This is a genomic window from Actibacterium atlanticum (genome assembly GCF_000671395.1).
In the GTDB taxonomy this organism is placed as follows: domain Bacteria; phylum Pseudomonadota; class Alphaproteobacteria; order Rhodobacterales; family Rhodobacteraceae; genus Actibacterium_D; species Actibacterium_D atlanticum.
Genome location: NZ_AQQY01000007.1, coordinates 68935 through 82791, shown reverse-complemented (window position 1 = coordinate 82791; position 13857 = coordinate 68935). Strand labels below are relative to the sequence as shown.

The 13857-nt window shown below is 59.8% G+C and carries 17 protein-coding genes; 11 read left to right on the top strand and 6 right to left on the bottom strand.

Annotation, left to right across the window (positions count from 1 at the left end; translation table 11 throughout):
• The first annotated feature begins 49 nt into the window (after positions 1-49).
• Positions 50-664 carry a CDP-alcohol phosphatidyltransferase family protein gene (locus ATO10_RS11560; RefSeq protein WP_035251627.1) on the top strand — a complete coding sequence of 205 codons (615 nt, stop codon included), beginning with the start codon at positions 50-52 and terminating at the stop codon, positions 662-664.
• Here the strand turns inward: ATO10_RS11560 and ATO10_RS11555 are convergent.
• Positions 661-975: a DUF6476 family protein gene (locus ATO10_RS11555; RefSeq protein ID WP_035251626.1), complete on the bottom strand. Its 315-nt coding sequence runs from the start codon at positions 973-975 to the stop codon at positions 661-663. The two genes, ATO10_RS11560 and ATO10_RS11555, sit on opposite strands and share 4 nt — an antisense overlap.
• On the opposite strand from ATO10_RS11555, the gene ATO10_RS11550 reads away from it, so the two are divergent.
• From ATO10_RS11550 to ATO10_RS11540, 3 genes are all read left to right on the top strand, one after another.
• Positions 974-2002: an RluA family pseudouridine synthase gene (locus tag ATO10_RS11550; protein ID WP_035251625.1), complete on the top strand. Its 1029-nt coding sequence runs from the start codon at positions 974-976 to the stop codon at positions 2000-2002. The two genes, ATO10_RS11555 and ATO10_RS11550, sit on opposite strands and share 2 nt — an antisense overlap.
• A gap of 152 nt (positions 2003-2154) precedes the next feature.
• Positions 2155-3051 (top strand): RNA polymerase sigma factor RpoH, encoded by an 897-nt coding sequence (rpoH, locus tag ATO10_RS11545; RefSeq protein WP_035251624.1) that lies wholly within the window; start codon positions 2155-2157, stop codon positions 3049-3051.
• Positions 3052-3156: 105 nt separating this feature from the next.
• Positions 3157-4134, top strand: a complete 978-nt coding sequence (locus ATO10_RS11540; protein ID WP_035251623.1) for a Gfo/Idh/MocA family protein — start codon at positions 3157-3159, stop codon at positions 4132-4134.
• On the opposite strand, the gene ATO10_RS11535 is transcribed toward ATO10_RS11540, so the two are convergent.
• Positions 4122-5516: a DUF3179 domain-containing protein gene (locus ATO10_RS11535; RefSeq protein ID WP_051598113.1), complete on the bottom strand. Its 1395-nt coding sequence runs from the start codon at positions 5514-5516 to the stop codon at positions 4122-4124. The genes ATO10_RS11540 and ATO10_RS11535 overlap by 13 nt on opposite strands.
• Positions 5517-5613: 97 nt before the next feature.
• Here ATO10_RS11535 and ATO10_RS11530 point away from each other — a divergent pair, with 97 nt between their 5' ends.
• Entirely contained in the window at positions 5614-5910 is a 297-nt protein-coding gene (locus ATO10_RS11530; RefSeq protein ID WP_035251622.1) for a DUF4389 domain-containing protein, read from the top strand.
• Here ATO10_RS11530 and ATO10_RS11525 read toward each other — a convergent pair.
• Positions 5907-7730 (bottom strand): M3 family oligoendopeptidase, encoded by a 1824-nt coding sequence (locus tag ATO10_RS11525; RefSeq protein ID WP_035251621.1) that lies wholly within the window; start codon positions 7728-7730, stop codon positions 5907-5909. The genes ATO10_RS11530 and ATO10_RS11525 overlap by 4 nt on opposite strands.
• A 129-nt stretch (positions 7731-7859) precedes the next feature.
• Here ATO10_RS11525 and ATO10_RS11520 point away from each other — a divergent pair, with 129 nt between their 5' ends.
• Positions 7860-8690, top strand: coding sequence for a fumarylacetoacetate hydrolase family protein (locus ATO10_RS11520; protein ID WP_035251620.1), 831 nt, complete (start codon positions 7860-7862; stop codon positions 8688-8690).
• Here ATO10_RS11520 and ATO10_RS11515 read toward each other — a convergent pair.
• Together ATO10_RS11515 and ATO10_RS11510 are read right to left on the bottom strand one after the other, a co-directional pair.
• Positions 8687-9409, bottom strand: a complete 723-nt coding sequence (locus ATO10_RS11515; RefSeq protein ID WP_051598112.1) for an NUDIX hydrolase — start codon at positions 9407-9409, stop codon at positions 8687-8689. The genes ATO10_RS11520 and ATO10_RS11515 overlap by 4 nt on opposite strands.
• Positions 9370-9747 carry a DUF983 domain-containing protein gene (locus tag ATO10_RS11510; RefSeq protein ID WP_035251619.1) on the bottom strand — a complete coding sequence of 126 codons (378 nt, stop codon included), beginning with the start codon at positions 9745-9747 and terminating at the stop codon, positions 9370-9372. The genes ATO10_RS11515 and ATO10_RS11510 overlap by 40 nt, the downstream gene beginning before the upstream one ends.
• Positions 9748-9959: 212 nt before the next feature.
• Here ATO10_RS11510 and ATO10_RS16015 point away from each other — a divergent pair, with 212 nt between their 5' ends.
• From ATO10_RS16015 to ATO10_RS11490, 4 genes are all read left to right on the top strand, one after another.
• A complete protein-coding gene (locus ATO10_RS16015) occupies positions 9960-10487 on the top strand; it encodes an EF-hand domain-containing protein (protein ID WP_051598111.1) in 528 nt (175 codons plus the stop codon).
• Between the two features lie 82 nt (positions 10488-10569).
• A complete protein-coding gene (locus ATO10_RS11500) occupies positions 10570-11154 on the top strand; it encodes an RNA polymerase sigma factor (RefSeq protein WP_035251618.1) in 585 nt (194 codons plus the stop codon).
• 1 nt (position 11155) lies between these two features.
• A complete protein-coding gene (locus tag ATO10_RS11495) occupies positions 11156-11518 on the top strand; it encodes a hypothetical protein (protein ID WP_051598110.1) in 363 nt (120 codons plus the stop codon).
• Entirely contained in the window at positions 11515-12045 is a 531-nt protein-coding gene (locus ATO10_RS11490; protein WP_051598109.1) for a periplasmic heavy metal sensor, read from the top strand. The genes ATO10_RS11495 and ATO10_RS11490 overlap by 4 nt, the downstream gene beginning before the upstream one ends.
• On the opposite strand, the gene ATO10_RS11485 is transcribed toward ATO10_RS11490, so the two are convergent.
• Complete coding sequence (locus ATO10_RS11485) at positions 12042-13421, bottom strand: diguanylate cyclase (protein WP_035251617.1); 1380 nt, start codon at positions 13419-13421, stop codon at positions 12042-12044. The two genes, ATO10_RS11490 and ATO10_RS11485, sit on opposite strands and share 4 nt — an antisense overlap.
• Before the next feature lie 100 nt (positions 13422-13521).
• Between ATO10_RS11485 and ATO10_RS11480 the strand changes: the two genes are divergently transcribed.
• Positions 13522-13800, top strand: coding sequence for a DUF3572 domain-containing protein (locus tag ATO10_RS11480; RefSeq protein ID WP_035251616.1), 279 nt, complete (start codon positions 13522-13524; stop codon positions 13798-13800).
• The last annotated feature ends 57 nt before the right edge of the window (positions 13801-13857 follow it).

Sequence of the window (13857 nt, the reverse complement as noted above, 5' to 3'; positions counted from 1 at the left end):
CTTGCCAACATTGTGTGTTTGGGCCGAAAAAGCAGACAGGAGGCCTGCGATGCTCGATGCGACGATGCGAAAACTGATCGACCCGGCGTTGAACCGACTGGGCGCTGGGCTTGCCCGCACAGGGCTGACGGCCAATGCGATCACACTGATTGGATTGGGGATGGGTCTGGCCTGCGCTGGCTTGATCGCGCTTCAGCAACCGCTTTGGGCTTTGCTGCCCTTAGCCTTGAGTCGATTGGCTGACGGGTTGGATGGCGCTGTGGCGCGGGCGACCGAGAAAACCGACTTTGGCGGCTATTTGGACATCTTTTGCGATTTCGTGTTTTACGGCGCGGTGCCGATGGGCTTTGTCTGGGCCGATCCTACGGCCAATGGCATGGCTGGCGCGTTTCTGCTGACCAGTTTCTATGCCAACGGGGCCTCGTTTCTGGGCTATGCCATCCTGGCCGAGAAGGCTCAGATGCACAGCACGGCACGCGGGGTGAAATCGCTCTACTTTACGGGCGGTCTGCTGGAAGGCACTGAAACCATCGCGTTTTTCGTGGCGCTTTGTCTGTGGCCGGATTTGTTTGCGCCATTGGCCTGGGCCTTTGGTGTTTTGTGTTTTGCGACAGCGAGCGCGCGCGTGGTTTTGGCGCGCAAGGTCTTTCCCGGGAAGGGTTAGTCGCCCAAGACCACCTGCGTGGATTGCAGCAACTCGCCTGACTTTGCGTCAAAGATCAGGATTTGCTGATCGCCCGTCACCACCGCGTACCAGCCATCCCCTTTTGTGAAGGCGGAAATGCTTGCGCCAGCGGGCAGCACGATCTGATCGGGCAGGGTAAAGGGTTTATCGCCCCAGAAGCGGATGACAATCAGTGCGATGATCACTAGAACCCCAATGATCATCGTTGCGGTCAACACGGTTACCAGTTGCCGCAGGAATTGCAGATTGGGGGGCAGGGTGCCCTCGTCCTCGTTCGGAGTGTCATCCATGTCCGTTATCCGCCGCCTTATCGTGACCATCGCGGAAAACCCGCCTGCACGTCTTGATAAGGCACTCGCCCGCGACGTGCCAGAGGAAGCAGGGCTTTCGCGGTCACGTTTGGCCAAGCTGATCGCGGCGGGGGACGTGTCGCGCGCGGGCGAGGTGCTGGACAACCCACGCGCTAAGGTGGCCGAAGGCGACGAATTGGAGCTGACGTTCACCGAAGCCACGGATGTGGAAGCCCAGCCCGAGGATATCCTGCTGGAGGTGGTCTATGAGGATGCCGCGCTGATCGTGATCAACAAGCCCGTGGGGATGGTCGTGCACCCGGCACCCGGCACACCGACCGGCACGTTGGTCAACGCGTTGCTGCATCATTGCGGAGACACCCTTTCAGGCATAGGCGGCGAAAAGCGCCCCGGCATCGTGCACCGGATCGACAAGGACACCTCTGGCCTTTTGGTCGTTGCGAAAAGCGACAAGGCCCACACCGGGCTGGCAGCGCAATTTGAGGCCCACACGGTCAACCGTCACTACCGCGCCGTGGTATACGGCCTGCCCGATGCCGGTGATCCGCGGGTGCGCGGCGTGCGCGGTGTCAGTTTTGAGCAGGGCAATGTGATGAAAATCACCACGCAGCTGGCGCGTCACAAGCACGACCGTCAAAAGCAAGCCGTGCTGTTTTCGGGTGGGCGCCACGCCGTAACCCGGGCCCGCGTGGTCGAGCCATTCGGGACCCCGCCCGTGGCCACTTTGGTTGATTGCTGGCTGGAAACCGGGCGCACCCATCAAATCCGCGTGCATATGGCCCATGCCGGGTTCGGGCTGATTGGCGATCAAACCTATGGCGGGCGGCGCAAACTGGCGGAAAAGGCGATCGGTGCAACAGGCGCGGCAGCGGCGGCCAACTTCCCGCGTCAGGCGCTGCACGCTGCCACGTTGGGTTTTGAACATCCCGAAACCGGCGAGCACATGGCGTTTGAAGCCCCACTGCCCGCCGACATGCAGGATCTGATCGACGCATTGCGTTTGTGACAGGCCCGCACAAGCCTGTGAATTTTCGTAGCAAAGGCTGAAATCGCCGGAATGCTCCCCATTTCCCGTGTAACATGAACGGGAAAGCCGATCTTGAACCGTTTGGTTTAGGTCTTATATCCTGACGCAACTATATGTTCAGAGGGACAAAAATGAGCAATTATACCAATCTTCCCGCGCCCAGCCCGGAACAGGGTCTGAGCCGCTACATGCAGGAAATTCGTAAATTCCCGCTGTTGGAGCCGGAAGAGGAATATATGCTGGCCAAACGCTGGGTGGATCATCAGGACACTGAAGCTGCTCATAAAATGGTGACCTCGCACCTGCGACTGGCCGCCAAAATTGCCATGGGCTATCGCGGTTATGGTTTGCCGCAGGCCGAAGTGATTTCCGAGGCCAACGTGGGCCTGATGCAGGCGGTTAAGAAATTCGACCCTGAAAAAGGCTTCCGTTTGGCAACCTATGCGATGTGGTGGATTCGTGCCTCGATCCAAGAGTATGTTCTGCGGTCTTGGTCGATGGTTAAGCTGGGCACGACCTCGGCACAAAAGAAGCTGTTCTTTAATCTGCGCAAGGCCAAGGCCCGCATCGGCGCGTTGGAAGAGGGCGATCTGCGCCCCGAAAACGTCAAGAAAATTGCCGAAGATCTGAGCGTGACCGAGGAAGAGGTCATCAGCATGAACCGCCGTATGTCGGGCGGGGATGCCTCGTTGAACGTGTCTGTTGGCACCGAGGATGACAGCTCGACCCAGTGGCAGGATTGGCTTCAGGATGAAGATGCCGATCAGGCAGGTGACTACGCCGAACGCGACGAGTTGGAAGCGCGCCGCGAGATGCTGGCCGAAGCCATGGATGTGTTGAATGACCGCGAAAAGGACATTCTGGTTCAGCGTCGTCTGCAAGACGAGGTGGTGACTCTGGAAACCCTTTCGGGCAAATATGACGTCAGCCGCGAGCGTATTCGCCAGATCGAAGTGCGCGCTTTTGAGAAACTGCAAAAGCGTATGCGCGACCTGGCGCGGCAAAAAGGATTGCTGGCCCAGGCCTAATCGGCCGCCAAGATCCGTCCTCTTGAAAGCCCGCCCCATGTGGCGGGCTTTCGTTTACGTAAGGCCGCGTTCGCGCTAACATGGCTCTCAAAACAGGAGAGGACCATGGCAGATATCGTAAACTGGGGTATTTTGGGCGCGGCGAAGTTTGCACGTGAACACATGGCTCCGGCCCTCCACCAAGCCAATGGCGCAAGGCTGGCGGCTTTGGCGACTTCGTCCTTGGACAAAGCCGCGCCGTTTCAGGCGATGTGTCCCGACCTGTCCATCCATCTGGAATATGACACGTTACTGGCTGATCCGGGGGTGGACGCGGTTTACATCCCCTTGCCCCACACAATGCATGTGGAGTGGGCGATCAAAGCGTTGAAAGCGGGCAAGCATGTGCTGGTGGAAAAGCCTGTGGCGATGCAAGCGGATCAGATTGACCCATTGATCGCGGCGCGCGATGACAGCGGGCTGGTCGCGGCCGAGGCCTACATGATTGTCCATCACCCGCAATGGCAACGCGCGCGTCAGATGATCCGCGATGGGGCGATCGGGCAAGTAGCGTATATCGACACGGTTTTCACCTATGACAACCGCAAGGATCCGGACAACATTCGTAACCGGGCGGGCACCGGCGGCGGGGCCTTGCCGGATATCGGGGTTTACATCCTTGGCGCGGCGCGCTGGGTCACCGGGGCAGAGCCCAGATCGGTGGACTGTGATATCACTTGGGAAGGACGGGTCGATGCAACCTCGCGAGTGACCGCCCGTTTCCCCGGTTTTAGCTACAGCGGCATGGTCTCGATGCGTATGCTGCCTTATCAGCGCTTTACCATCCATGGTGATCAAGGGGTGCTTGAGCTGACCGCACCGTTCAACGCGGGTGTCTATGACATCGCCCAAATCATCGTGCATCAGCCCGGTATGGGCCGGCGCGTGGAGCGCTTTCCGGGCGTGAACCAATATAAGCTGCAGGTCGAAAACTTCTGCGCGGCGGTGACTTCAGGGGCCGAGTACCCTTGGACGCTGGAAAACGCCAAGGGCACCCAAGCCGTCATCGACGCGGCCTACGCCGCCGCCGGTCAGCCGTCGTAAAGCGCGCTTTCTGCGCCCAGATAGCCGTTCCATGCAAACCAATAGGCGATATGCCCGGCGACGCGGGGCAGGGTCGTGCCATCGTTTGCAACCAATGCGTCTTCGGTCACCTGCCAGCTGCGGCCCCGATTGTCTGTCAGGGCATCCGGGCCGCCTTTGAAGGTCAGGTCGCGGCGCTCATAGGCGCGGACGGATCGGGTTTTGGCATCCCCCAACAACACCAGCGGCGTGTTGATCATGCCATCATTGATCACCTTGCGGCGCGCGAACGCGCTGAGCGGCCAGGCCTTGGCACCGCCAAACTGGCGGATGCCAAAGACATAATCCTTTTGCTTGTGTTGGCGTTGGTCAACCTGCGTCGGGAACATCAGCTCGTTCGAAGCGAAGTATTCATAATACACCACACCCGAGCCGTAATCGCGCCGATGCCCGGTGTTCAGCGACAAAATCCGTGTGTCCGGGTTGTCGCGCCGCCAGTTGTCCCATGTGGTGATCACCACGGGGCGCTGTTGCAGCTCGATCCCGCTGTTTACCAGCTTGCCGGATACGGGCTTGCCGGTGAACTGGTTCCACAGCGAATGGGTCTGGCGGTCAAACATCAGTTTGTTTGAACGATATAGGAACCCCGACGAGCCAAAGACCAATGGCTTTGTGCGTCCCTTCACCTTGGTTTCAAACAGGATGCCCGACCCGCACAAGGTGCAATACGCCAGCGCTACGGGCACGCCGCCGATCACCTCGTTAAACATCTCGTGCCAGCCCATGATCCGCAGCGGATAGGCGCGGGTGTCGCCGTTGATCGACACGCCAAAGACCAGATCATCGCCGCGCATATAGCTGGCTTTGTCGGCGGCGATCAGCGTGGGGTTGTCCAGTGACGGAATGCCATCCTTGCGCACGCCGCCCCAAGTGATTTCTTCAAGCCGGATTTTCATCTTGTCACGCTGCAGGTGGCGTGGCTTGAGGAAAACCTCGAAGTTGGGGTCGATGCTTAGGAATAGTTCGCGTTTGAAATCGGTGAAATAGGGGTGCGGTATGACCTGCGGGTTGGCCTCTTGCCACAGCATCCAGTCAAACCAACCCTTGCCCGGATTGGCGCCGGTGATTTTGCGCAGGGTTGTTTCGATCGCGGCTTGCGAGCCGCTGGTAAACCGTAACGCCTGTATCAGGCTGGCGGCCATATCGGGGTTTGCGCGCGCCTCGATGGCGAGCAGCGCGTCAAAAAAAGGCTGCGCCGGACCGTTTATCAGGGCCAGATGGATGGCCTCGGCATCAAAGCTCTGCGCCAAGGCGGGTGAGGCCGCTGCAGCGGCAAGAGAGGCGGTAAAAGAACGGCGGGTCAGGTGCATGGGCGGGCCTTTGGGTTGCTTTGCCCAAAGCATGGGGCAGGGCCTGATCACATGCACGCCACGTTGTGGTGAACGGGCGCTGGATTTCACGGTGGACGCTGGCTAAGCTGCCCACAAAGGAGTGATCCCGATGCCCAACGACCCGATTGAAGGCCGCCTGCACGGCGAGCAACCCGACGCCCCCAAAGACGGCATGGCCATGCGTTTGCTGTACATGGTGCTTCTGTGGATCATGCTGCAACTTGCACAATCGGTGCTTCTGGTGATCACCGTTGTGCAGTTCATCATCATGCTGGTGTCGAACGGCACGCCCAACGAGCGGCTGGCCGATTTCGGTACCGATCTGGGCATCTGGATCGCCAAGGCGGCCCGTTACCAGACCGCCGCCAGCGAGGTGAAACCCTGGCCCTGGACCGAGCTGGATTAATCCTCCATCGCCTCCAGCTCGTCGATGAAGCCTGAGATCATGCTCAGGCCCTTATCCCAGAATTTCGGGTCCGAGGCATCAAGGCCGAAGGGCGCCAATAGTTCTTTGTGGTGCTTGGATCCACCCGCCTTGAGCATGTCGAAATACTTGGCCTGGAAGTCGGCGTCGCCTTCTTCGTAGACCGCATAAAGCGCATTCACCAGACCGTCGCCAAAGGCATAGGCGTAGACGTAGAAGGGCGAGTGTACGAAGTGCGGGATGTAGGCCCAGAAGGTCTCATACCCTTCCATGAAGTTGAACACGGGGCCAAGGCTTTCGGCCTGCACCGACATCCACAGGGCATTGATGTCTTCGGGGGTCAGTTCTCCCTCGGCGCGGGCGGCGTGGAGTTTGCATTCAAAATCATAGAACGCGATCTGGCGCACAACCGTGTTGATCATGTCTTCAACCTTGCCGGCCAGCAGGGTTTTGCGCTCGGCTTTGGTTTTGGCGTTGTCCAGCAGCTTGCGGAAGGTCAGCATTTCGCCAAAGACCGAGGCGGTTTCCGCCAGCGTCAGCGGGGTCGAAGCCAACAATTCGCCCTGATCCGCCGCCAGAACCTGATGCACGCCGTGGCCCAGCTCATGCGCCAGCGTCATCACGTCGCGCGGTTTGCCCAGATAGTTGAGCATCACATAGGGGTGGACCTCGGTCACGGTGGGGTGGGCAAAAGCACCGGGGGCCTTGCCGGGTTTGACCTCGGCGTCGATCCAGCCTTTGTCAAAGAACGGCTCGGCGATCTTGGCCATTTCGGGGTCGAAGTCGCCATAAGCGTCCATCACCATTCTGCGGGCCTCTGCCCAGTCGACGGTTTTGGGGTCTTCGGTCGGCAGGGGCGCGTTGCGGTCCCAAACTTCCAAAGTGTCCAGCCCCAGCCACTTGGCTTTCAGCGCATAGTACCGATGCGACAGCTTGGGGTAGGCGTCGACCACGGCGTTGCGCAGGGCCTCGACCACCTCGGGCTCAACATGGTTTGACAGGTGCCGCCCGGTTTGCGGGGTCGGCATGTTGCGCCATTTGTCCTCGACCGACTTTTCCTTGGCCAGTGTGTTGTGAACGCGGGCAAAGAGCTTGATGTTGTCACCGAACACACGCGCCAGTTCGCGCGCACCGGCCTCGCGCTGGTCGCGGTCGGGCTCTGTCAGCAGGTTCAGCGTGCCTTCAATGTTCAGCTCTTCGCCGTTCACATCAAAACTCAGACCGGCGATGGTTTCATCGAATAGCTTGTTCCACGCGGCAGCGCCCACGACCGACTGGTCGTGCAGGAACTGCTCCAATTCATCCGAGAGCTGATGCGGGCGCATGGCGCGCAGGCGGTCGAACACCGGCTTGTAGCGGGCCAAATCGGCATTGGCGGCGAACCAGCCGTCCAGAACCTCGTCGGGCAGGCGGTTGATTTCCAGCGTATAGAATACCAGCGGCGTGGTCAGCGTGGTGATCTTGTCCTGACAGTCGGAAAAGAACTTGGCGCGCTCGCCATCGGTGGTGTTCTGGTAATAGCGCAGCCCGGCAAAAGACATGATCCGCCCGCCGATTGTGTCGATCCGTTCATAGCGCTGCACGCAGCCCAGCATGCCGTCGGCATCCAGATCGGCCAGCTTTCCCTGATGGTCAGTGGCGAAACTGGCGCAGGCCTGTTCCAGCCATTCCATATCGCGGGTCAGCTCGGGCGCGTCTTCAGCCGTGTAAAGATCGCTCAGGTCCCATTCGGGCAGATCCCCCAAACTGCCGCCCGAAGAGGCGTTGGCGTCAAACAGGGGGCGGGGCTGACAAATGGTCATGGCGATCCTCTTAGCTGGGTTTCCACAACAGATAGGCAGGCATCGCCCAAAGGTTCAAGCCAAAGTGGCGATTGGTTGACGCTCTTGTGTGTGGCGGTTCAGATAGCCGTGCACAAAACAGGAGGCGACATGCGGTTTGTCAGGTTCGGAGAGGTCGGGGCGGAAAAGCCCGGAGTGTTGGATGCAGACGGCGTGTTGCGCGACTTGTCGGGTGTTATGAACGACCTGTCAGGAGACGTGTTGGGCCGCTTGGCCGATCTGCCGTTAGACGGATTGCCGGTGGTTGGCGGCGATCCGCGATTGGGGGTGCCCGTGGCGGGCGTCGGTAAGGTGATCTGTATCGGATTGAACTACTCTGATCACGCGGCCGAGGCAGGCATGGCCGAACCCGATGAACCCATCGTTTTCATGAAGGCCACATCCGCGTTGAACGGCCCGGATGATCCGATCATCCTGCCCCGCGGCTCGGAAAAAACTGACTGGGAGGTCGAGCTGGGCGTCGTCATCGGCACCCGCGCGCAATACGTGTCCGAAGCCGAGGCGCTGGACCATGTTGCGGGCTATACCATCGTGAACGATGTGTCCGAGCGTGCTTTTCAGATCGAACGCGGCGGGCAATGGACCAAGGGCAAAAGCTGTGACACGTTTTGCCCGGTTGGCCCGTGGCTGGTGACATCGGATGCCGTGGCCGACCCGCAGGATTTGGACTTGGCGCTGGATTTGAACGGCGTTCCGGCGCAGCGCGGAAACACCCGGTCGATGATCTTCACCGTGACGCAAATCATATCCTACCTCAGTCAGATGATGACTTTGCACCCCGGGGACATCATCGCCACGGGCACGCCGCCGGGTGTGGGCATGGGGCAGGACCCGCAGGTCTTTCTTAAGCCGGGCGACGAGATGGAGCTGCGGATCGATGGGCTTGGGGCGCAGCGCCAAACCGTGCTGCCGCCGGTTTAACTGATCCGCAGAAACTCTGACCGCGTATCGGTGTTGCGAAAGAACGGCACCGACTTTGGGGGAAGGCCCGTTTTAAGCATGCCCATGACTTCGGCCAGAACAACTTCGGTGATGAAGGGCAGGTTGAACTGGCGGGCCTCGTGAATGGGAACCCACTGCAGATGTGAAAGCTCGTCCTCGGCGCCTGAAAAATCATCCAGATCACCCGAAATCCGTGCAGCATCCACCAGAAAGAAACGCGCATCAAAGCGGCGTGGGCGGCCCGGTGGGGTGATTGCGCGAAAGATGAAGTGCATGTCCTGTGCGCTGGGCAGGTGCCCGGATTGTGCGAACCCTTCCCAGCCTTCGGGCACCGGTCCGTGCCACTGACCGGGTGCGCCCAGCGTCAGACCGGTTTCTTCCCACAGCTCGCGAATGGCGGCCGAAATCAGACGGTGGGTCAGGTCCGGATCGGACTGCTGTTGCAGACGCCGCATACAGGCTTCGGGCAAAGAGGGGTGCAGCGGCACCTGCGCGTCGCCGGCATCCACGGCACCGCCGGGAAAGACAAACATGTTGGGCATAAAGGCCGCTTTGGCGCCGCGCTGACCCATCAGGACCTTTGGCGCATGATCCGCATCGCGCATAACGATCACCGTGGCTGCATCGCGGATCTTTGTCTTGTCGATAGAAGGGGGGGTTAGCTCTTGGCCCCGAACCCGTGCATTCTTTTCGCCCATTGCAGTGCTACAAACGCTCCTTTGATCCTTGGCAGAAGGTAGAGCGACAAGCCCACACATCCAACAGAAAAGATCGCCGACAGCACGTAAGGGTCGGGGCGGTAGGTTTCAAACACGATCAGGATAAGGGGGGCCATCAGATGGCCCACGATCAGGATGGTTACATAGGCCGGGCCATCATCGGCGCGCTGATGATGCAGCTCTTCCTGACACACGGTGCAGGTGTCGCGCACTTTCAGATAGCCTTTAAGCATCGGACCCGAGCCACAATTCGGGCAGCGGCGTCGCCAGCCGTGCCAAAGCGCTGGTTTGAGGTCTCGTTGCGGGGTGTTGCTCATACCGAGCTCCTTCGTGTTCGCGCGCGCATCTTCCAGAGCACACCTTAGCGCTGAACGGGACTGCTCCAAAAGGGACATACGGGTTTTGCGTCGGCATGTCGCAGGACGACAGAAAAAACTGCGACGGAAATCGTCAGCTGGTGCGTTTGTCTATCAGAACGTCGCAAAAACGCGATGTCACACAACGCTGAATAAATACAGGAGTAAGCGCAATGAAACGCAAGTCGCTGATCATGACCGTATCGAGCCTGACCTTGGGGGCCGTCGTGTTGGCCACCGCTCTGCCGGCCGCTGCAATGGGCCCCGGTAAAGGCGCCGCCTTTGGTGTCTTGGATGCCGACAACAGTGGCACCGTGACCTTCGAGGAATTTCAGGCGCCGCTGCAAGAACGCTTTGGAGAAGCCGATACCGATGGGGATGGCGTGCTGAGCGAAGACGAGCTGGCCAATTTCAAACCCAAGTTTGGCAAGCAGGGTCACCGTCTCGGCGGTAAAGAAGGCCCGGGCGGCCAAGGTCGTTTTGGGGGCTCGCCAGAAGAGCGCGCCCAGCGGATGGTCGAAATGATGGACGCCAATGATGATGGGTTGTTGAGCGCTGAAGAGATCAGCGAAGGCCCCTCAGCCGCGCGGATCTTTGCCAAACTGGACGCCGACGGCAGCGGTGCGCTGAGCGTCGAAGAGTTTGAGGCCGCCAAGAAGCACCTCAAGCAGTTCCGTCACGGCAAACCTGCGGTGGACTAATTCTGCGCCCGAAAAGGCAGCGCCGGGCCACGCCCGGCCCGGCGTTGCCATCAATCGGGTTGCAGGCTACGGCTAGTACGGGATGGATATGGCCTTTGATGCAGGAAACGAGCTTTCGGACGAAGCGCTGCTGGTGTTGTTTGGCAACGGCGACGGCGCAGCGGCCCGTCAGCTTGCGCAGCGTTTGACGCCGCGGGTTCTTTCACATGCGTTCCGGGTTCTTGGTGACCGGGCCGAAGCCGAAGATGTCGCGCAGGAAGCCATGCTGAAACTGTGGAAAATCGCGCCAGACTGGCGGCAAGGCGAGGCCAAGATAACAACCTGGCTCTATCGCGTTACTGCCAATATGTGCACCGACCGGCTCCGCAAACGGCGTGGGGTTGATCTCGAGGACATCCCCGAACCCGAAGACGACACGCCCAGTGTTGAAAACCAGATGCACAGCGCTGCCCGGGCACAGGCCTTGCAGCAGGCATTGCAATCCCTGCCGGACCGTCAGCGTCAGGCTGTGGTGTTGCGGCACATCGAGGGGCGTAGCAACCCCGAGATTGCAGAGGCGCTTGAGATCAGCGTCGAAGCGGTCGAAAGCCTGACTGCGCGCGGGAAACGTGCGCTCAGGTCGATCTTGATCGAACGCCAAGATGAATTGGGCTACAAGGAGGACTGACATGACCCGCGATAACGATACACAGCTGACGTCTTTCTTTGAGGCCGCGACGGAACACGCCCCACGGCCTTCAGATGAACTGATGGCGCGGATTCTGGCGGATGCAGCACAGGCGCAGAGCGACATGTTCTCGTCGCAGATGCCCGCTGCGCGCACGTCTCGCTTGTCCGGCATCCTTGGCGTTCTGGGCGGTTGGGGGGCCTTGGCCGGTTTGGCGACGGCAACTGTTGCGGGTGTGTGGATCGGCTTTGCCGAACCCGGAGGTCTGGGGGACTATACCAATCTGATCCTGCCCAGTTCGGGCTATGGCGTGACGGATCTGATGCCCGGAATTGACAGCTATCTTCTGGAGGATGGGGTATGAGCAACGCAGAAAAGCAACCAGAGGCGGGCAAGACCAGCTTTCGCTGGGGCCGCTTGGTGCTTGTGATCTCGTTGGCGTTGAACCTGATGGTGTTGGGCATCGTCGGGGGCGCGGTTCTGAGCCGGGGAGGGCCGTCAGGACCGCCGCGCATTGATGTGCTGAGCTTTGGCCCCTACACGGCGGCGCTGGATCAAGATGGTCGCCGTGTTCTGCGTCGTGAGATATTTGCCGAAGGGAAGGGCGTGGGCAATGTGCGCAAGCTTTTGCGGCAGGATTTCGAGGCGGTTCTTGCCGCCCTGCGCGCGACCCCGTTTGATGCAGAAGCCACCGGGGTGCTGATGAACGTGCCGACGGACCGCATTGCAGGACATGCAGACTATGTGCGCCAGCATGTGTTGGAATTGATCATGCAAATGGATGACGCCGAGCGCGCCGCCTATGCGGATCGTTTGGAAGAAAAGCTGCGCAAAGGGCCGCCGCGCCCGGACAAACCGCCACGCCCGCCGCAAGATCGCGCGGCTGACTAAGCCGCCGTGCTTGCGGCAATGATCACTTTGTTCCGCCCGTCGGACTTGGCGTTGTAAAGAGCCTTATCCGCGCGGTGCAGCAGCACATCCGATGTGTCTTGCACTGCTTCGCTGAGCGCCAACCCGATCGAAGCGCTGATGGTCAGACTGCCCTTGCCTCCGGGCAATAGGATCAGGTGATCATTGATGGCGCAGCGCAGACGTTCGGCAGCGGTTTCCGCCAGTTCAAGGTCGGCTTCGGGCAGGGCGATCAGAAACTCTTCGCCACCGATCCGCGCGACCAGATCAATGGGTCGCAGATTGCGTGTCAGCAGCTGCGCGACCTCATGCAAAACGACGTCGCCCGTGGCGTGACCATGACGGTCATTGATGGTTTTGAACCGGTCCAAATCCAGCATCATGACGGCACAGCTGCGCCCGGTTGACCGGCTGCGTTCAAGAATATGATCCAGATGCGGTAGGGCGTAGCGCCGGTTGAACAGGCCTGTCAGCGGATCTGTCATCGCCATACGCAACCCATCCTTGACCGAATTGCGCAGCCGGTCCGCTTGGTATTTGCGGTTTAGCTGCGTGGCGATACGCAGGGCCATCTCGCGCGGTTCAAAGGGCAGGGTGACCAGATCGTTGGCGCCCAGGTCCAGCGCCATCGCGGCTGAATCACGCGCGCCTTCCGGAACGGCGATAATCACCGCAGAATTACGCGAAGCGCCCCGCGCCCGCAAATCGCTGAGCAACCGTAAACCGGAACCGGGATGCCCCATATCTGCGGCAATGATAAACAGGTCAGGAACGTCTTCGGGGCGGGCAACGCCCAGGGCTTCGGCCCGGGTCATCACCCGCAACTCTGATTGGACAAGCCCTGTCAGACGGTTCTTCCATTTCAAAGCCTCTTCGCGAGAGGATGCGATCAGCGAAATCTTTCCGGGGGGGGTGTCATTGTTCAGCTCGTGGTCGGCGCCAAGCGCGCGGCGCGTTGTGTCCCGCAGGGCCAGTTCTTTATCTGTATCGCTGGCGCGCAAAAGATTGCGTACCCGCGCTAGCAGGGTCACCTCATCCAGCGGTTTTGAAAGAAATTCATCCGCGCCGCCCTCAAGCGCGCGCACCTTTTCGCTTACGTCCCGGGCCGCGGTGACAACAATGATCGGGATCGCAGCTGTCTGTGGGTCAGCCTTCAGAATTTCGCACACTTCTACCCCATCCATGTCGATCATCATCAGATCAAGCAGGATCAGGTCAGGCTTTTCGGCGCGGGCCAGTTCTATGGCCGCGGCGCCACTGTCTGCCTGGATGACCTCATAGCAGGCATCGTTCAGCAGTACCTTCAGAATAATTCGGTTCGTGGCGATGTCGTCCACGACGAGGAGCTTGCCTTGCATAAAGGCCCCTCCCTTGCCTGTGAGTGGGTTTGTCCGTATCGCTTAACTTATTGCGAAAAAGTATTAACAAACCCTTTAACCAAGCTGGAGACGCGAACAAATGAAGGCAGATCAGGCCGAGACACTGGCATTAAAGGCGCTTGGCTGGCTGGCCGGCAATGATGAATTGTTCCCGGTGTTTCTGGGGGCAAGCGGTGCCTCGACCGGGGATGTTGCTGCGCGTGCTTCGGACCCGGAGTTCCTGATCGCAGTTCTGGATTTCATTGCAATGGACGATGCCTGGGTCATCGCGTTTTGTGATCAACATAGCTTACCCTATGACACCCCGGTGCGTGCCCGCCATGCTCTGCCCGGTGGTGCCGAAATGAACTGGACCTGACACGCGATTGTCGTAAAGGCGCGTTAGCACGCCGTAAATTGAAAGAGGTGAACCTGA

Bases quoted from the DNA above. Each gene is read 5' to 3' on its own strand.
- ATO10_RS11560 (WP_035251627.1), top strand. From the start codon at position 50: ATGCTCGATGCGACGATGCGAAAACTGATCGACCCGGCGTTGAACCGA.
- ATO10_RS11550 (WP_035251625.1), top strand. From the start codon at position 974: ATGTCCGTTATCCGCCGCCTTATCGTGACCATCGCGGAAAACCCGCCT.
- ATO10_RS11555 (WP_035251626.1), bottom strand. From the start codon at position 975: ATGGATGACACTCCGAACGAGGACGAGGGCACCCTGCCCCCCAATCTG.
- rpoH (WP_035251624.1), top strand. From the start codon at position 2,155: ATGAGCAATTATACCAATCTTCCCGCGCCCAGCCCGGAACAGGGTCTG.
- ATO10_RS11540 (WP_035251623.1), top strand. From the start codon at position 3,157: ATGGCAGATATCGTAAACTGGGGTATTTTGGGCGCGGCGAAGTTTGCA.
- ATO10_RS11535 (WP_051598113.1), bottom strand. From the start codon at position 5,516: ATGCTTTGGGCAAAGCAACCCAAAGGCCCGCCCATGCACCTGACCCGC.
- ATO10_RS11530 (WP_035251622.1), top strand. From the start codon at position 5,614: ATGCCCAACGACCCGATTGAAGGCCGCCTGCACGGCGAGCAACCCGAC.
- ATO10_RS11525 (WP_035251621.1), bottom strand. From the start codon at position 7,730: ATGACCATTTGTCAGCCCCGCCCCCTGTTTGACGCCAACGCCTCTTCG.
- ATO10_RS11520 (WP_035251620.1), top strand. From the start codon at position 7,860: ATGCGGTTTGTCAGGTTCGGAGAGGTCGGGGCGGAAAAGCCCGGAGTG.
- ATO10_RS11515 (WP_051598112.1), bottom strand. From the start codon at position 9,409: ATGGGCGAAAAGAATGCACGGGTTCGGGGCCAAGAGCTAACCCCCCCT.
- ATO10_RS11510 (WP_035251619.1), bottom strand. From the start codon at position 9,747: ATGAGCAACACCCCGCAACGAGACCTCAAACCAGCGCTTTGGCACGGC.
- ATO10_RS16015 (WP_051598111.1), top strand. From the start codon at position 9,960: ATGAAACGCAAGTCGCTGATCATGACCGTATCGAGCCTGACCTTGGGG.
- ATO10_RS11500 (WP_035251618.1), top strand. From the start codon at position 10,570: ATGGATATGGCCTTTGATGCAGGAAACGAGCTTTCGGACGAAGCGCTG.
- ATO10_RS11495 (WP_051598110.1), top strand. From the start codon at position 11,156: ATGACCCGCGATAACGATACACAGCTGACGTCTTTCTTTGAGGCCGCG.
- ATO10_RS11490 (WP_051598109.1), top strand. From the start codon at position 11,515: ATGAGCAACGCAGAAAAGCAACCAGAGGCGGGCAAGACCAGCTTTCGC.
- ATO10_RS11485 (WP_035251617.1), bottom strand. From the start codon at position 13,421: ATGCAAGGCAAGCTCCTCGTCGTGGACGACATCGCCACGAACCGAATT.
- ATO10_RS11480 (WP_035251616.1), top strand. From the start codon at position 13,522: ATGAAGGCAGATCAGGCCGAGACACTGGCATTAAAGGCGCTTGGCTGG.